The sequence below is a fragment of the Micromonospora sp. WMMD710 genome (genome assembly GCF_029626045.1).
Classification (GTDB): Bacteria; Actinomycetota; Actinomycetes; order Mycobacteriales; family Micromonosporaceae; genus Micromonospora.
The window spans coordinates 1,031,958-1,048,414 of sequence record NZ_JARUBD010000001.1 but is presented as its reverse complement, the minus strand read 5'-3'; the positions used below and the strand labels follow the sequence as shown (position 1 = coordinate 1,048,414).

Annotated in this window: 13 protein-coding genes; 6 read left to right on the top strand and 7 right to left on the bottom strand. The window is 72.8% G+C overall.

What is annotated here, in order from left to right; genetic code table 11:
• Positions 1–83: 83 nt before the first annotated feature.
• Both O7620_RS04885 and O7620_RS04880 read left to right on the top strand, forming a co-directional pair.
• Positions 84–464: a hypothetical protein gene (locus O7620_RS04885; protein ID WP_278122022.1), complete on the top strand. Its 381-nt coding sequence runs from the start codon at positions 84–86 to the stop codon at positions 462–464.
• An 82-nt stretch (positions 465–546) separates the two neighbouring features.
• Positions 547–1,350, top strand: a complete 804-nt coding sequence (locus tag O7620_RS04880) for a class I SAM-dependent methyltransferase (protein ID WP_278122021.1) — start codon at positions 547–549, stop codon at positions 1,348–1,350.
• Positions 1,351–1,363: 13 nt separating this feature from the next.
• Here the strand turns inward: O7620_RS04880 and O7620_RS04875 are convergent, their stop codons facing one another.
• Positions 1,364–2,155 (bottom strand): SDR family oxidoreductase, encoded by a 792-nt coding sequence (locus O7620_RS04875; protein WP_278122020.1) that lies wholly within the window; start codon positions 2,153–2,155, stop codon positions 1,364–1,366.
• Positions 2,152–3,135, bottom strand: a complete 984-nt coding sequence (locus O7620_RS04870) for an LLM class F420-dependent oxidoreductase (RefSeq protein WP_151493055.1) — start codon at positions 3,133–3,135, stop codon at positions 2,152–2,154. The genes O7620_RS04875 and O7620_RS04870 overlap by 4 nt, the downstream gene beginning before the upstream one ends.
• Positions 3,136–3,290: 155 nt before the next feature.
• On the opposite strand from O7620_RS04870, the gene O7620_RS04865 reads away from it, so the two are divergent.
• Both O7620_RS04865 and O7620_RS04860 read left to right on the top strand, forming a co-directional pair.
• Positions 3,291–4,511 (top strand): low temperature requirement protein A, encoded by a 1,221-nt coding sequence (locus O7620_RS04865; protein WP_278122019.1) that lies wholly within the window; start codon positions 3,291–3,293, stop codon positions 4,509–4,511.
• 39 nt (positions 4,512–4,550) lie between these two features.
• Positions 4,551–5,414, top strand: a complete 864-nt coding sequence (locus tag O7620_RS04860) for a DUF1028 domain-containing protein (RefSeq protein WP_278122018.1) — start codon at positions 4,551–4,553, stop codon at positions 5,412–5,414.
• 33 nt (positions 5,415–5,447) lie between these two features.
• Here O7620_RS04860 and O7620_RS04855 read toward each other — a convergent pair whose 3' ends face one another.
• Together O7620_RS04855 and O7620_RS04850 are read right to left on the bottom strand one after the other, a co-directional pair.
• A complete protein-coding gene (locus O7620_RS04855; RefSeq protein ID WP_278122017.1) occupies positions 5,448–6,191 on the bottom strand; it encodes a maleylpyruvate isomerase N-terminal domain-containing protein in 744 nt (247 codons plus the stop codon).
• An 8-nt stretch (positions 6,192–6,199) separates the two neighbouring features.
• The gene (locus O7620_RS04850; protein WP_192580384.1) at positions 6,200–7,087 is read right to left on the bottom strand and encodes a phosphatase PAP2 family protein; all 888 of its coding nucleotides are present in this window, start codon (positions 7,085–7,087) and stop codon (positions 6,200–6,202) included.
• Between the two features lie 163 nt (positions 7,088–7,250).
• Here O7620_RS04850 and O7620_RS04845 point away from each other — a divergent pair, with 163 nt between their 5' ends.
• A complete protein-coding gene (locus O7620_RS04845) occupies positions 7,251–7,892 on the top strand; it encodes a DUF3159 domain-containing protein (protein WP_278126868.1) in 642 nt (213 codons plus the stop codon).
• A 409-nt stretch (positions 7,893–8,301) separates the two neighbouring features.
• Here the strand turns inward: O7620_RS04845 and O7620_RS04840 are convergent, their stop codons facing one another.
• Positions 8,302–11,208: a glycoside hydrolase family 48 protein gene (locus tag O7620_RS04840; RefSeq protein ID WP_278122016.1), complete on the bottom strand. Its 2,907-nt coding sequence runs from the start codon at positions 11,206–11,208 to the stop codon at positions 8,302–8,304.
• Positions 11,209–12,050: 842 nt separating this feature from the next.
• Between O7620_RS04840 and O7620_RS04835 the strand changes: the two genes are divergently transcribed.
• The gene (locus O7620_RS04835) at positions 12,051–13,394 is read left to right on the top strand and encodes a GH1 family beta-glucosidase (RefSeq protein WP_278122015.1); all 1,344 of its coding nucleotides are present in this window, start codon (positions 12,051–12,053) and stop codon (positions 13,392–13,394) included.
• An 85-nt stretch (positions 13,395–13,479) separates the two neighbouring features.
• Here the strand turns inward: O7620_RS04835 and O7620_RS04830 are convergent, their stop codons facing one another.
• Entirely contained in the window at positions 13,480–13,893 is a 414-nt protein-coding gene (locus O7620_RS04830) for a roadblock/LC7 domain-containing protein (RefSeq protein WP_203178590.1), read from the bottom strand.
• Positions 13,894–13,898: 5 nt separating this feature from the next.
• On the bottom strand, positions 13,899–16,436 hold the full coding sequence (locus O7620_RS04825; RefSeq protein WP_278122014.1) for a nitrate- and nitrite sensing domain-containing protein: 2,538 nt from the start codon (positions 16,434–16,436) through the stop codon (positions 13,899–13,901).
• Positions 16,437–16,457: the final 21 nt, after the last annotated feature.

Genomic DNA, 16,457 nt, shown 5'->3' with positions numbered 1-16,457 from the left:
ACCGAGGCACCCGTTGTCCCCAGCGATGCACGAGCCCGAGCGTTGACAGGGCCAACCCCATCGACAGGGCGGACAGGAAGATCATGTACCACCGGGTGACGGCGGCCGTCACCCAACTCCTGGCCGATCTGTACGCCGCCCTGACCCCGGGCGGTCGCCTCGTGCTCAGCTTCCGTGACCTCAGCCCGAGCCGTACCGGAACGAGTCGGATCATCCCGGTGCACTCCGACGCCGACACGATCCTGACCTGCTTCCTGGAGTACGGGCCGGACGTCGTCACCGTCCACGACCTGCTCCACCAACGGACGGCCCAGCGCGACTGGACACTGTCCACCAGCGCGTACCGCAAGCTGCGCATCGCGCCGGACTGGGTGGCCGACCGCCTCGCCGAGGTCGGCTTCCGCGACGTCCGCCACGCGCCCGCGCCCCGGCGGATGACCCTGGTGACCGCCGCTCGGCAGTAGTCCTGATCTGCGCGGCGGACGGGCACCCGGGCACCACCGTAATCCGCTGGCCCGCGCGCCGGACAACGATGACCATCAGAGCGTGGATCAGCATTCGAGCGACATCATCGACTACTACACGCAGCGCTACCGCGAGGATCAGCGGCTCACCGGCCGGCCGCAGGCACGCCTGGAGTGGATCCGCACGATGCAGCTCCTGGGGGATTTCCTGCCCGGCCCGGGCGCTCGCGTCCTGGACGTCGGTGGGGGCACCGGCGAGTACGCGCGGGCACTGGTCGCCGCCGGCTACGAGGTACGACTCGTGGACCTGGTGCCGGATCACGTCGCGCAGGTCCGGGCCGGGCAGCCGCCCGTCGAGGCGCAGGTCGCCGACGCCCGTGCGCTGCCGGACGCCGACGACGCCTACGACGCCGTGCTGCTCCTGGGCCCCCTCTACCACCTGGTGCGACGCGCCGATCGGCTGCGGGCGCTGCGGGAGGCCGTCCGGGTCACCCGTCCCGGTGGTCGCGTCGTGGCCGCGGCCATCTCCCGTTTCGCCGGCGCGCTGGACTTCGCGGCCACCGGGCGACTGGACGCCAGGACACTCGCGGAGGCACGGATCCTGCTGACCGACGGCACCAACGATCCGCGGATCGGTTTCACCCACGCCTACTTCCATCGCGCCGAGGAGGTGGCCGACGAGTGCGCGGAGGCGGGGCTGACCGGGGTGGTCGTCCACGGCGTCGAAGGCCCGGCGTGGACGGCGGCGGAGGCGGCGGCGGGCGGGCCGACGCAGGACGCCGTCTTCGCCGCCGCGGTGGACCTCGCCCAGGTGTACAGCAGCGAACCGGCGCTGGTCGGGTCGAGCGCGCACCTGCTCGCCGCCGGGCGCGTCCCGCAGCGGTAGCGGCAGGTCGGTGTCAGGCGGTCAGGCGGCGGACCAGCTTGCGCATGCCGGCCTGCCACCCGTCCGGGTCCTCGGCCCGGCGGCGCGCGTAGTCGGCGACCTCCGGGTGCGGCAGGATCAGGAAACGCTCCTCGGCCAGCCCGGCGACGGCCGCCTCGGCGACCTCGTCGGGGGTGAGCACCGCGCCGGAGGCGGCGATCACCCGGGCGCCGAGGTGACCCTCGACGATCCCGTCGGCGAGCATCGGAGTGTCCACACCCTGCGGGCAGAGCGCGCTCACCCGGATGCCCCGGTCCCGGTAGGTGATGGCCAGCCACTCGGCGAAACCCACCGAGGCGTGTTTCGTCGCGGTGTACGCGGCGTCGCCCACCGCCGTGAGCACGCCCGCCGCCGAGCAGGTGTGCAGCAGATGGCCGCCGCCACGGGCGAGCATCCCGGGCAGCACCGCACGGGCCGAGTAGACGTGGGCGAGCACGTTGACCCGCCACGCCCGGTCCCAACCGGCGTCGTCGACCTCCACTCCCCCGCCGGTGGTCACGCCCGCGTTGGCGCAGAACAGGTCGATGCGGCCGTACCGCTTCTCGGTGTCGGCGACCAACGCGCGGACCTGGTCCTCGTCGGTGACGTCGAGGGCGGCGGCGTGCGCGACCGGGCCGATGCCCTCGGCCACCGCGCGGGCCGCGTCGGCGTCCAGGTCGGCGACCACCACGGCGGCGGCACCCTCGGCGGCGAACCGGCGCGACAGTGCGGCCCCGATGCCACCGGCGCCGCCGGTGACCACCACGATCCGGTCGGTGAGGTTCATGCGGACGCTCCCACCGGTTCGACGCCCAACTGGGCGATGAGGGTGAGCAGCGCGGTCGCGCCGCCGGCGGCGACCTCGGGGGTGGGCAGCAGAGCGAAGACCGGCACGTCCACACCGGCGTCGGCGTAGCGGCGCACCTGGGCACGACACCGCTCCGGCGTGCCGTGCACCACCAGCGCGTCGACCACCTCGTCCGGCACCGCCGCGTTGGCGCCGCGCCGGTCACCGGCCGCCCACGCCTCCCACATCGGCGCCAGCACCGTGTCGCGGCCGAGCCAGCGGTGAAACTCGGCGTACGCCCCGACGGTGAGGTAGCTGGTGATCAGCCTCCGGCCCAGCGCTCGGGCGTACGCGGCGTCCTCGGTGGGGCAGACGAAGATGCGGGCGGCGACCTCGAATCCGGGGCGGCGCTCACCCAGCTCGGCGAGGGCGCGCGGCACGTCGTCGGCGCTGAGCCAGTTGAGGATGACCCCGTCGGCCTCCGCGCCGGCCAGCCGGAGCATCCCCGGCCGCAGCGCGGCGAGCAGGATCGGCGGCGGCACGGCCGGCGGCCGCTCCAGCGTGAAGCGCCGCACGGTGAACGTCTCGTAGACCTCGTCGACCGTCTCGCCGCGCAGCGCGGCCCGCAGGAAGCGAAGGACATCACGGGTGCGACGGAACGGCTCGTCGAACCGCACCGCGTTCCAGTCCCGTACGAGCACCGGCGAGGACGCGCCGATGCCGAGCGAGAATCGGCCCGGTGCGGCCTCGGCCAGCGCCGCCGCGCTCATCGCCAGCAGACCGGGGCCTCGGGTGAAGACCGGGGTGATCGCGGTGCCCAACCGCAGCCGGGGTTGCCAGGCCGCGGCCAGCGCCAGTGGGGTGAACGCGTCGGTCCCGGCCACCTCGGACGACCAGACGTCGGTGAACCCGGCCCGGTCGAGCGCCGCGTAGACCGCGTCATGGTCGGCCAGCGCGATCCCGCCCAGCGGCACCGTCATACCCCATCGATTGGTCACCGATCGATCGTGCCCGTTGACGGGGTCCGCGAGCAAGATCCCCGTACTGGGCAGAATCGCCGGCTTCCGGCCGCCGGCACCGCCACCGGGTGCTACGACTGCCAGGTGGACCGGACCACCGGCGCAGGCCGCTGAGCATGGGTTCCAGGGGGGCGGGACACCTGGAGCCGGTCCCGGCGGCGGCAACGCCGGGCCGGGCCACCTTCCTGGAGCTGTTCTTCGATCTCGTCTACGTCTTCGCGCTCACCCGGATCTCCGCGCGCGCGTTCGAGGACCTGACCGAGAGCCCGGCGCGGGAGCATGGCTGGGCGGCGGTCACCGGCAGCGGTAAGACGCTGCTGTTGCTGCTCGCGCTCTGGTCGGTCTGGCAGGGCACCGCGTGGACGACCAGCCGGTACGACCCGTACAAGCTGGCGCTGCAGACCGTCGTGCTGACCGCCCTGGTGGGTTCGATGGTGATGGGGGTGGCGATCCTCCGCGCGTTCACCGAGACCGGGTTGATGTTCGCGGTGGCGTACGTGGTCGCGCAGGTGTCCCGACCGCTGATCCTGTCGATGGCGCTGGGACCGCACCCGTACCGCCGCCTGAAGGTGCGCATGACGGTGGTGTTCGCCTCCACCGGGGTGTTGTGGATCGGCGGGGCGCTGCTGCCGACCAACACTCAGGTGCAGCTCTGGACGGCGGCGCTGGTCATCGAGTACACGGCCGCCCGGTGCGGCTGGCCGGTGCCGGGGCTGGGCCGGTCGACCATCTCCAAGTGGGAGATCGCCGGGGAGCACCTGGCGGAGAGGTACCAGCAGTTCTTCCTCGTCGCGCTGGGCGAGACGATCCTGGTGGCCGGCTTCGCCTACAGCAAGGGGCCGTACGAGTCGGGGCACGTGTGGGCGTTCGGGCTGGCGCTGGCCACGTCGATCGTGCTGTGGCGGATCTATGTCCAGCGCGCCGGGCAGATCCTGGCCGAGGCGGTGATGAAGGCCCGTCACCCGGCCACCATCGGACGCTCGGCGGCCGACACCCACCTGGTGATGGTGGTGGGTCTGGCCGCCACCGCGATCGGCTACGAACTGATCATCGAGGAACCGTTGATCCGGATTCCCGGTGCGTGGCTGGCCATGGTGCTCGGCGGGCCGGCGCTGTTCCTCGCCGGTCGGGCCCGCTTCGAGTACGAGGTGTTCGGGCGGGTCTCCCCGTCCCGGTGGATCGCCGTGCTGGTGCTGGCGGCGGCGGCCGTACCGCTGCTGCACCTGCCCGGTCTGGCCGCCACCGCCGTCGGGGTCCTGGTCCTCGGTGGCGTCGCGGTCGCCGACGCCCGCCGGGCGCACGGCGCCCCACCGGAGGCCGCCGCGCCACCGTTCTGACCCATCGGCGTACGCGGACAGCCCGGCTAGTCTCGGCGGGTGACCTTCTCCCTCGTCGCCCGTTCGGCCGACGGCCGCCTGCACGGCGTCGCCGTGGCCAGCAAGTTCCTCGCCGCCGGGGCGCTGGTGCCGGCGGCGGAGGCCGAGATCGGCGCGCTGGCCACCCAGGCGCACGTCAACCTCGCCTACCGCCCCCAGGGGCTGACCCTGCTGCGCACCGGGGTGGCCGCCGTCGACGTGGTGGCCGGCCTGATCGCCGCCGACCCCGAGCGGGAGCACCGCCAGCTGGGTGTGGTGGGAGCCGACGGTCCGGGCGCGAGTTGGACCGGTCCGGCCTGCCATCCGTGGGCCGGCGGGCGGACCGGCGACGGCTGGGCCGCCCAGGGCAACGTGCTCACCGGCCCGGAGGTCGTCGACGCCCTCGGCGACGCGTGGCTGGCCGGGGCGGCGCTACCGTTCGCCGAGCGGCTGCTCGCCGCGCTGCGCGCGGGCGACGAGGCCGGCGGGGACCGGCGCGGGCGGCAGAGCGCCGGGCTACTGGTGGTCGAGCGCGGCGGCGGGTACGCCGGCGGCAGCGACGTGCTGGTCGACCTGCGGGTCGACGACCACCCCGAACCGGTCACCGAACTCGGTCGACTGCTGGCCGTGCACACCATGCTGTTCAGCCGTCCCGACCCAGCCACCCTGCTCGACCTGAGCGGCGCGGTCGCCGACGAGGTGGCGACGTTGCTCACCGCGCTCGGTCACCCGGTCACCGGGGGCGGGCCGGAGGCGGCGCTGATCTCCTGGGCGGGCCTGGAGAACCTGGAGGAACGGCTGGTCCCGGGCCGGATCGACCCGGTGGTGTTGACGCACCTGCGCCGCGTCGCCCCGCACGTCCCCGCCCCCCGCTCCGCGAGCTGACCCCCGCCGCCCCCGCCGTGCTCGGGGGGTGGGTCACTGGCCGAAGGCGAGCCAGCGGAAGCCCGCGACGTCGATCTCGGCGCGCTCCGCGGGGGTCAGCGCCGCCCGACCGGTGGTCTTGCGGATCAGGGTCAGTCGATCCCAGCGCAACCCGGCCGGTGCCGGTCGCCCACCGGTGAGCAGATCAGCGATCACCACCGCCGCCTGCGGGGTGAGCCACGGCGGCCGGTCCAACGCGGCCGCCAGGTCCAGGCCGTGTACACCGACCTCGACCACCCGGGTACGCAGGAACTCGGTGAGGCGCATCAAGTCGCCGTGCCGGGTCCGGACCACCCGCTCGGGCGCGGCGGCGGCGACCGCCGCGTCGGCGGCCCGCCACGCGTGCTCGAACTCGCCCCGCACCGCCGACCCGCCCACCGGCCGGACAACCCGCCCGCCACCCGCGATCCGCCCAGCCCCAGACCGCCCAGCCCCAGACCGCCCAACCTCAGACCTGGCGGCCTCGGACCGCGCGGCCTCGATCCGGGCGGCGTCGACCTCGGGGGTGAACTTGGCGGCGCCGAAGTAGCCCGCGGCGTCCACCTCGGCGTGCGGTGGGGCGGGCGCGGCGAGCATGTCGGCCAGCCGTCCGGCGCCGGTGCGGACGTGGGCGATCAACTCCCGGACGGTCCACGGCGGGCAGTCGGTCGGCCGGTCGAGGTCGACGTCGTCCAGCTCGGACAGGATCTCGGAGAGCCGTACGCACTCCGCGCGGAACGCCGCCCGAACCGGGTCCACCGGGCGGCTCAGCCCTTCACCCGGGGCACCAGCCGGTGCACGATGGTCAGCACCAGCGCCATCACCACCGCCATCGTGCCGGCGATACCGGCGGCGCTGCCCGCGTACCCGATGAAGAGCGGTCGGCGGGTCAACTCCTCCGGCCCGGTGCCCCGCAGCTCGACCAACCAGGACAGCGCCACGCCGCAGGCGATCAGGGCGAGCACGCCAGCCACCCCGAGCACCAGCGCGGCGACCCGGTGCGCGTCGCCGGGTGCGACCTCGGCCTGCTCCCGCTGGGTGATCAGCAGGAGCAGCCCGGCCAGCGCCGCCCACACCCCCACCAGGAGGTACGCGGCCACCGCGTCGCTGGGTCGGTGCCAGCCGGCGGAGAGGGTGGCCACCCCGGCGACGGCGGCGTACCCGGCGCCGAGGAAGGCACCGACCGCACGCACCTTGCGTGGCAGCACGAGCACCAGCGCGACGGCCACCGACGCGGCCACCGCGGTGTGCCCGCTGGGCAGACTGTTGCCGACGGCGGCGCGCTCCGGGTCGAGGCCGTAGTCCGGCCGGTTCAGCCCGTACTTGAGCAGCTGGCTGGAGACGTTCGCACCGGCGATCAGGAGCGTCGCGGTGATGGCCAGGGCGATCCGCCCCCGGATGAGCGCGATGAAGCCGATCACCGCGGTGGCGGCCAGCAGGGACACCACCGACATCGCGTTGAGGATCCGGTCGACGGGACCGTCGATGCGGTCCTGCCCGATCCGGTTGCCGGTCAGGGCGACCGTGTCCACCCACTGGCCGATCCCGGTGTGCACGGCCACCCGCCAGACGGCGAGGAAGGCAGCCGCCTGGACGAGGGCCAGTACGACCATCCAGACCGCAGTCCAACCCCGTGCCGTCGCGCGCATCCGCACACCGTAGCGGCCTGCACCGGTCCGTCGGCCGGTGGCCCGCCGCCCGTCGATGGTTAGGTTGAGCGGAGGCGAGGAGGTGGCGGTGGGCGACACACCGGAGCGCGACCCGGGCCAGGTCGAGCCCGGCGCACAGCAGCGGGCCGGTGACGATCCGGGCCGCGGGCTGGCGCGGGCCGAGTCGCTGGCGGATCTGCTGGGCGGACGCAGTGGCGCCGTCGACGCCACGCTGCCGCCGGTGGCGTTCGCGGCGGGTTGGCTGCTCGGCGGCGAGTCGGTGTGGGCCGGGGTGGGCGCGGCGCTGGCCGTCGGCGCGGTGGTGGCCGTCGTACGGCTGCGTCGGGGTGACCGGCCGCGCTCGGTGCTGATCGGTCTCCTGGCCGTCTGCGTCGCGGCGTTGATCGCGGTGCGCACCGGCCGGGCCGAGAACTTCTTTCTCATCCAACTGTTGTCGAACGCCGCCAGCGCGCTGCTGTGGACGGTGAGCATCGTGGTGCGATGGCCGCTGCTCGGGGTACTGGTCGGCGCAGTGCTGGGCCAGCGGAGCCGGTGGCGGCGTGACCCGGCGCTGCTGCGCGGGTACGGCCGGGCCAGCTGGGTGTGGACGGCGACGTACGTGCTGCGGCTGGCGGTGTTCGTGCCGCTGTACCTGGGTGGGCAGGTCCTCGGGCTGGTGGTGGCTCGGGTGGCGCTGACGTGGCCGCTGGTCGCGGCGGCGCTCGCGGTGAGCTGGATGGTGCTGCGCCGGTCGTTGCCGCCCGGGCATCCGGGGCTGCGGCACCCGGTCACCGGGGAGCCCGCCGCGTGATCGTTGGCGGCTGAGCGACCCGACACGCCGAGCGCCGCGCTGCTGAACTGCCACCGATCACCGTGCCACCGATCGCGGCACCCCGCCGCACCCCGCCGCACCGCACCGCGCGTTCCGGGGGCATAAAAGTGGAGAGGCCGCCACGGGGGGAGCGGCCTCTCCGGTGACGTACGTTACTCCGTCACGGTCGTTGGTGTGATCCCGCGAGGGACGGAATTTCTGGGCTTTTTCGCGGCTTCCTCAAGTCCGGGCGGTGGGGTGGGCCGGCCGATCCGCTGCGTTGTCCGGATGGCCGGCCCACCCCGGCCTGACCGTGGGTGTCAGGCCGTCCGCCGGCCGGGTCCCGTGGTTCCCCCGGACCCGGCCGAACCCCGGGGTGGGCGGGTGCGCCACCCACCCCGGGTCGTCGTCAGCCGTTCGGGAACAGGCTGCCGTAGTCGGCGTACGCCATGGCGACGTCCGCCTGTGCCCAGAACCGGTGGTAGTTGAAGCTGGGTTCCGCGCCACCGTCCAGGTACGCCTGCACCTTGGGCCAGTCCGGGTCGTTCTTGTAGAAGGACCGGATGTCGAGGAAGCTCTTGCCGGCGGCGATGGCGTCGCCGTTCGGCATCTTCCCGGTCCAGCCCGGCGGCACGTAGAGGCCCTGACCGGTGGACGCGTTGTAGACGTCGTCGAAGCGCCGGTAGTCGCCACGCTTCTCGGTGGTGGAGACACCCTTGGCGTCACTCGCGGCGGAGAGCGCGTCGAGCAGCCCCTTCGCCGTGTCCTTCGCCGCCACGTTGCCCGACTTGGCCGCGTACGCGATCAGGGTCCGGGCGTAGGCGGCGGTGACGCCGACGTCCTGGCCCTTGGTGGTGACCTCGACGTGCAGGCCGGTGTTGGGCTGCGGGCTGCTCGGGTTCCAGGTGGTGGGCTGACCGGTCCACGCCATGTCCGACGGGATCGACCAGTTGGTGCCGAGGGTGGTGTTGGCGATCGCCCACGGCACCCACTTGTCCAGCAGTGCCTTGGCCTTCGCGTTGCCGGTCTGCAGGTACAGCTCGGCGATCCGCTGCATCGACCAGGCCTGCATGCCGAACCACTGGTTCGACGGCGGGTCGTTGTAGACCGGGTCGACGTCGTAGAACATGCCGTAGAAGGTGCTGGTGCCGGCCGGCGGCTGGGCGTAGCTGCCGTCCCAGCTGTTGGTCGCGCCGCCGGCGATGCCACCCTCGGCGGACTGCAGCCAGGTGTAGAACTCCAGCTGCCGATCGAAGCTCTTGGTCCAGTCGGCGACCGCGGTGGCCGACTGCGGCTTGAGCTCCGGGGTGTTGGTCAGCGCCCAGGCCGCGAACGGGTTCTGGTAGCCGAAGTGGTTGTGGCTGGACCCGATGCGCCAGGACCAGTTCTGGCTGGTGTCGTACGCGCCGCCCCAGGCGTAGTACCAGGACAGCAGGTAGTGCGCCGAGTCCTTGCCGCTGCCGGCGGGGCAGGTGCTGGCCCCGACGCAGTTGCCGATCTTCTTGAAGTACTTGTCGAACATCGCGTACCGCAGGTAGTCGCCCATCTTGGCGGCCTTGGTGATGGTGGCGGCGACGTCGGCCTGCTTGTTCTGCGCCTTGGCCCAGGTCAGCGCCCAGTACGCGGCCTGCACGGCGCGGGCGTCGGCGTCCGGCGCGTTGGTGTACTTCCACTGCTTGGCGGGGGTGCCGGTGTCCTTGACGAACAGGTCGAGGTAGCCGTACTGACCGCCGTGCTTGAAGGTGTCACAGGAGGGCTGCGGGACGGTCTCCCACACCGACTCCTGGGTGCCGCGCTGGAAGGTGTTGATGTACGCCGGCTTGGTGGTGCCGTCACCGCAGTGGCCGAAGCCGTAGGTGTTGTCGACGTCCATCAGCCAGTGCATGCCGTAGATGTCGCCGGTGCCGTAGGTGGACTGCAGCTCCGAGCGGAGCGGGTCCTGGCCGACGGGCACGTTGGGCTGCAGGGCCGAGGGGTACTGGCTGGGCAGGTTGTACTCCGCGGCGTACTGCGGGGTGCCGGCGGACCCCGCCGTGGGCTGGTCGGAATGATTCGGAATTATATATTTTTCCATCACCGTCCAGGCGTTGTTGAACGGCGCCCAGTTCTGGGTGACCCGTCCGTAGTTCGCCTCCAGCCAGAGCCAGAAGCTGAACGCCTCCGAGGTGGTCTCGTGGCCGTGGTCGGGCGCCTCGACGATCAGCGTCTCGACCGAGTGGTAGGGCACGCCCTCGGGGCTGAAGTAACCCGAGTTCTTGATCTTGCCGTACTGGTCGAGGAACTTCTTGATGTAGGCGTTGTCGCCGCCGGGGGTGTCGTTGTCGACCTCGGTGGCGGTGACCGCCAGCGGGGCGAGACCGGTGGCGGAGGCGGTGATGGTGGCGGCGCCGCCGACGGTGTCGGAGTCCTCCGCCGCGGCGACCGTGACGGTGGCCCCGGTGTTCCAGTTGGACGGGGTCAGCGTGACGGTGGCCGGCGAGACCGTGACGTCGCTGTCACCGGTGCGGGTGAGGGTGACCGGCACGTTGGCCGTCGGCGCGGCGCTGAGCTTGAGGTTGAAGGTGCTGGTGCCACCCTCGCTGACGCTCACCGCGGACGGCGTGGCGACCAGCGTCGGGCCGGTGGCCTCGCCGACGGTGAACGCCTTCTCGGCGACCCCGATGCCGTTGGCGTTGTCGTACGCCTTGGCCTGGACGGTGTAGCTGCCGGCCGGCAGGTCCTCCTGGGTGTAGGCGTACGGAGCGGACGTGTCGGTGTTGATCAGCAGGCCGTTGCGGTAGAACTCGACCTTGCTGATCGTTCCGTCCGGATCGCTGGCGGTGGCGGTCAGCGGCACGTCGGCCGGCGCGGTGAACGGCCCGGTCGGCAGACTGAGGGTGACCGACGGCGGCTGGTTGGCCGGGGTGCCGTTGCAGGGGGTGCCGTTGAGGGTGAACGCGGTGGGCTTCGGGTTGCTGCCCGAGTGGGAGCCGTTGAAGCCGATGGTGGTGGAGGCCCCCGTGCCGAGGTTGCCGTTGTACGACTCGTTGGTCGCGGTGACCTCGCTGCCGGTCTGGCTGAATCGGGCCGACCAGCCCTGGGTGACCCGCTGGCTGCTGTTCGGGAAGGTCCACTTGAGCGTCCAGCTGCTGATCGCGTCACCGAGGTTCTTGATGGTGACGTTGGCGGTGAACCCGGTGTTCCAGTCGTTGGTCGCGTAGACCACGTCGCAGGCGGGTGCGGCCTGCGCGGCGCCGGCCGGCAGGGTCACCCCGCCGACGGCGAGCGCGGCGGCGGCGATGACCGCCACGCGGCGGCGTCGTGCCAGTTGTCTCATGTGCGCGGTGTCTCCTCGGGCCAGGCCGGGATGGTCCCCGGCGGGGCGCCTGCCCGCGAGGGTGGTGGTCCGCGGGGGATTCGAGGCGCCGGGAAGGTGGTGTCCCCCGTGCCCGGCCGGGGTTGGGCGGTGCGGCCCGCACGGGAGTGGTCCCGCCGGCTGCGGTCGGGTGCCGTGACCGGCAGTCGTGCTGCCGGTTGCCCTCGGCGGACCCGCGCTGACGCGATGTGGCTCCTGTCGCGTCGAATCGACAGTGTGCCATGGAAGCGCTCCCACAACAAGCGCACGAAGGATCGAATCAGCTCCGTGTTTCGATCTCGTTTTGGGTCTTTCACAAAGGCGTGACGGGCGTTACAGTCGCAACATCGGTCGATGGGAGCGCTTCCATCGACAAGGTTCCAACTAGAAGATCGCCGGGACCGTCTCTGACGGACCCGGGGAACCAGCCCGAAGGCCGACGGCGGGCCAGCCCGGACGCCGCCGTCAGCCATCGTCCCGCCCCACACGGAGGGAGGTGGAACCAGAGCCACTCGCGTGGCCCGGCTCCCGCGCGACACGCACGGCAGGACCCAAATTCCGCCCGTGTGTGTGCAGTTACGGTGGGGACGGGGGTTGCCCTCCCCCGTCCCCACACTAAACCCCCGTACACGATGGGAAAAGAGGCCGACGGGACAGGCGCGGCGCGCCGCCCGGTCGGCCTTGTTCGCTGTCCGGGGCCCTCATCCGCCTCAATCCGACATCGCCGGCCGCCAGGACGGCCGGCTGACCGGGAGGGCCGCTCCTGCCTTATTCTGGGAGCGCTCCCGAACTCGGCGGTGGCCCCGTATCCACGAGGAGAATCCATGTCGATACCCACCGGGCCCGCCGGCCCGCTGCGCTTCCCCGACGACTTCGGATGGGGCGCGGCCACCTCCGCGTACCAGATCGAGGGCGCCGCCAAGGAGGACGGCCGCGGCGAGTCGATCTGGGACACGTTCAGCCGCGTCCCCGGGCGCACCCGCAACGGCGACACCGGCGACGTCGCCGCCGACCACTACCACCGGTACGCCGAAGACCTCGACCTGATGCGCGACCTCGGCCTGCGCAGTTACCGCTTCTCCATCTCCTGGCCACGCATCCAGCCCGACGGCGCCGGCGCGCCCAACCAGCGCGGCCTCGACTTCTACCGGCGCCTCCTGGACGGTCTGCACGAGCGCGGCATCGCCCCGATGGCCACCCTGTTCCACTGGGATCTGCCGCAGGCGTTGCAGGACGCCGACGGGTGGGAGTCGCGCGACACCGCGCTGCGCTTCGCCGACTACGCCGACGCGGTCTTCACCGCCCTCGGCGACCGGGTGCCGGTCTGGCTCACCATCAACGAGCCCAAGACCGTGGTGCAGAACGGCTACCTCATCGGCCACCACGCCCCCGGCCGGCAGGACCCGGACGCCGCCTACCTGGTCGCCCACCACCTCCAGCTCGCCCACGGGCTCGCCGTGCGCGCGCTGCGCGCCGCCGACGGCACCGCCCGGATCGGCCCCGCGCTCAACCTGCACCCCTGCTACCCCGCCGACGGCTCGCCGGAGGCGGCCGCCGCCGCCCGGCTCTACGACGGCTACGAGAACCGCCTCTACCTCGACTCCCTGCTCAAGGGCAGCTACCCGGAGGACGTGCTGGCCGATCTGGGGCCGCAGAGCCGGATGGTCCAGGGCATCCGCGACGACGACCTGGCGGTGATCTCCTCGCCGGTCGACCTGCTGGCCGTGCAGTACTACACGCCCATCTACGTCACCGCCGACGGCGGCACCCGGCACCGCTGGCCGACCTCCGAGGCCGAGTGGCAGCAGATCTACCCCGACGGGATGTACGACATCCTGACCCGGGTCACCCGCGACTACGGCCCGATCCCGCTCACCGTCACCGAGAACGGCCTGCCCACCCCCGACACCCTGGCCGCCGACGACACCGTCGACGACAGCGGCCGCATCAGCTTCCTGCGCGACCACCTGGCCGCCGCGCACCGCGCCATGACCGCCGGGGTGCCGCTGGAGAGCTTCCACGTCTGGTCGATGCTGGACAACTTCGAGTGGGCCGAGGGCTACGACCAGCGCTGGGGCCTGGTCTACGTGGACTACTCCAACCAGCGGCGGGTGCTCAAGCGCAGCGCACACTGGTACCGCTCCGTCATCGCCGACGGCGGCTTCTGAAGCGGGCAATCCCGGACGGACGGCCGGGCCCGGACGGCTCGGCTCCGGCACAGAGCCGTGAACGTCCGGGACACGGTCGACCTCGTCAGCGCGGCAACGCCTGCTGCAACTCCGCCCGCAGCGCCGGGGTGAGCATCTCCCCTGCCTGCTTGGCCAACCGGGCCATCTCGTAGCCCACCACACCGATGTCCGCGTCACCGGCGGCGAGGGTGGCCAGAATCGATCCGTCGCGCACCTGCATCACCAGGAAGTAGCCCCGGCCCATCTCGACCACCGTCTGCTTGACGACGTCTCCGTCGAACATCTGGGCCGCGCCCGCGGTGATGCTCATCAGCCCGGAGGTCACCGCGGCGAGCTTGTCGGCGTGATCGCGCGGCAGATGGTCGGAGATCGCCACCAGCAGCCCGTCGGAGGAGACCACCACCGCGTGCGCCACACCCGGCACCCGCTCCGCGAAGGCGCTCACCAGCCAGCTCAGGTCCCGCGCCTCCTGGCTCAACGTCGTCACTGTCGTCGTCCCCCTTCGTCGTGCCCCCTGGACGGTGGCACGGGTATCTCAGTGGTGTCCTCGGCCTCGGCGCGCCGTACCCCGCTGTAGAGCCGGGAAAGCATGCCGCCGACCGCCTCCGGGTCCAGATCGTCACGCGCCGGGACCGAATCGGGTCGGGCCGGGCGGGTGACCGCGGAGAGCTGTGCCATCGGGACCCGTACCGGCAGGCCCCGTTCGTTGGTGCCGCCGGTCAGCGGGGTGGCCGGCGGTACGACCGGCCCGGGCCCGGCCGGCGCGGCCGGGCCCTCGCGGGACCACCAGCCGCCCCCCGGACCCGACGCTCCGGCCGGGGTCAGCACGTCCTCGGCTCGTACCGGAACCGGGCGGGTCTGACGTGGCACGGCGTTGACCGGCGGACGACCGGCCACCGGCAGATCCAGCGGCGGCGCACCCGCTGCGTGGGCCATCCGTGCGTCCGCCGGTTGCCGCTGCACCCCCACACCCCGGCTGGCACCCGCGGCCAACATCCGGGCCGGCGCCGGCGGACCGAGCTCCACGCCGCCCGCCGGCGCCAGCAACGCGGCCGGCAACGCGAGCCGGGCGACCAGGCCGTCCTGCCCACCCTCGAGCCGCACCCGCACCCTCAGGCGGGCGGCCAGGTGGCTCACCACGAACAGGCCCATCCGCTCGACCGCCGCGACATCCGCGGCCGGCGGGGTGGCCAGCACCTCGTTCGCCTCGGCCAGCGCCGCCGGGCTCATGCCCAGACCACTGTCGACGATCTCGATCAGCGCGGTGGAGGCGTCGAGCCGGACGTTCACCACCACCGTCGTGTCCGGTCGGGAGAACGCGGTGGCGTTCTCCAGCAGCTCGGCGAGCATGTGCACCAACTCACCGACGGCGTGCCCGACGACGTACACGTCGCCGACCGACTCGATCCGGACCCGCTGGTACTGCTCGATCTCGGCGGCGGCGGCGAGCAGCACCGCGCCCAGGCCGACCGGCCGGTTCCACCGGCGGGTGGAGTCGGTGCCCGCCAGCACCAGAAGGCTCTCGTCGTTACGGCGCATCCGGGCGGCCAGGTGGTCCAGTTTGAACAGGTTCTCCAGCTGGTCCGGGTCGCTCTCCTCGCGCTCCAGATCGTCCAGCAGCTCCAACTGCCGCTCCACCAGCACCTGACTGCGCCGGGCCAGGTTGACGAACATGGCGTTGACGTTGCGCCGCATCATGGCCTGCTCCACGGCGACGGTGACCGCGCTGCGGTGCACCGCGACGAACGCCTCGGCCAGCTCGCCGATCTCGTCGAGCGAACGGACCACCGCGGGGGCGACCTCGATGGGCTGCACCCCGCCGGTGACGGTCCGCAGCCGGTCCAGCGCGTCCGGCAGCTCGACCTGCGCGATCCGCAGCGCCTGGCTGCGCAGCAGCCGCATCGACCGGGCCACCGACCGCCCGACGAGCAGCGAGATCAGCAGGGCGACCAGCAGCACCGCGACGACCCCGCCGACCACCAGCAGGGTGGTCCGCAGCTGCCCGGAGCTGGCGTCGTCGGCCTGCCGCACGGCGTCGTCGAGCACCCCCGCCTCGACCTGCCGCAGCAGTTCCTGACGTTGCTGGCTGGCCGACCACCACTGCTCCGAGGGCAGCACCGCGGACGCCGTGTTCCCGGCCGGCAGGCTGCGCTCCTCCAACTGGGTGGCGACCAGGAACATCGGATCCACCGAGGTCTCGTCGTACCGGCGGATCTGGTCGGAGGTGGCGGCCACCCGGAACGCGCCGAGGGCGGTCAACTGCTGGGCGCGCAGGTCGGTGAGGAGCACCCGGTCCTCGGTGCCGTACCTGCCGGCGCGGGCGGCGGCGTACAGCTGGGCCCGCACCCGGGAGGACAACTCCTTGACCCGTGCCAGCTGCACGTAGCGCAGCACCGCGTCGTTCAACCCCGCCTGGCCCTGCCCCGGCGTCGGCTCGGCGAGCAGGTCGAGCAGCGCGGCCACGGCGCGGTGGTAGTTACTCAGGATGGTGTCGTTGCTGAGCACCGCCGGCGGGACCGTCGGACGGATGTCGATCACCTGGTCGTACGCCTCCTGCGCCTCGGAGAAGGCCACCCGCCAGGACGCGTCGGCGTCGGCCAGCGGCGCGGCCGCCCGGCTCAGGTCGGCCATGGCACGGTCGGAGGACGCCTGCAACGGCCTCAGCGTGGCGGCGGCGGCCTCCCGGTCGGCGCCCCGGCGCAGCTCGCCCAGCTCCCCCGCCGTACGGTCGCGCTCCTGCTGGAGCTGGTGCACCGCCGCGGTGATCTGCCGGCCGATGCCGACCTGCCGGGCGAAGTCGTTCAACGCCGTCGTCCGACCCACCAGCGCGCTCGTCTGCACGCCGGCGAGCACCAGGAACGCCACCGACGGCACCACCAGCACGGTGGCCAGTTTGGTGCTCATCCGCCAGTCCCGCAGACGGAACGGGGACCGGCGTCGATGTGGAACGACCCGGACGTCGAAGCGACGCCGGCGGTGGGTCGACACCGCGCCGTTCGCCGGGTCGGGACCTGCCGCCACCCTGCCTCCTCCGTCCTACCG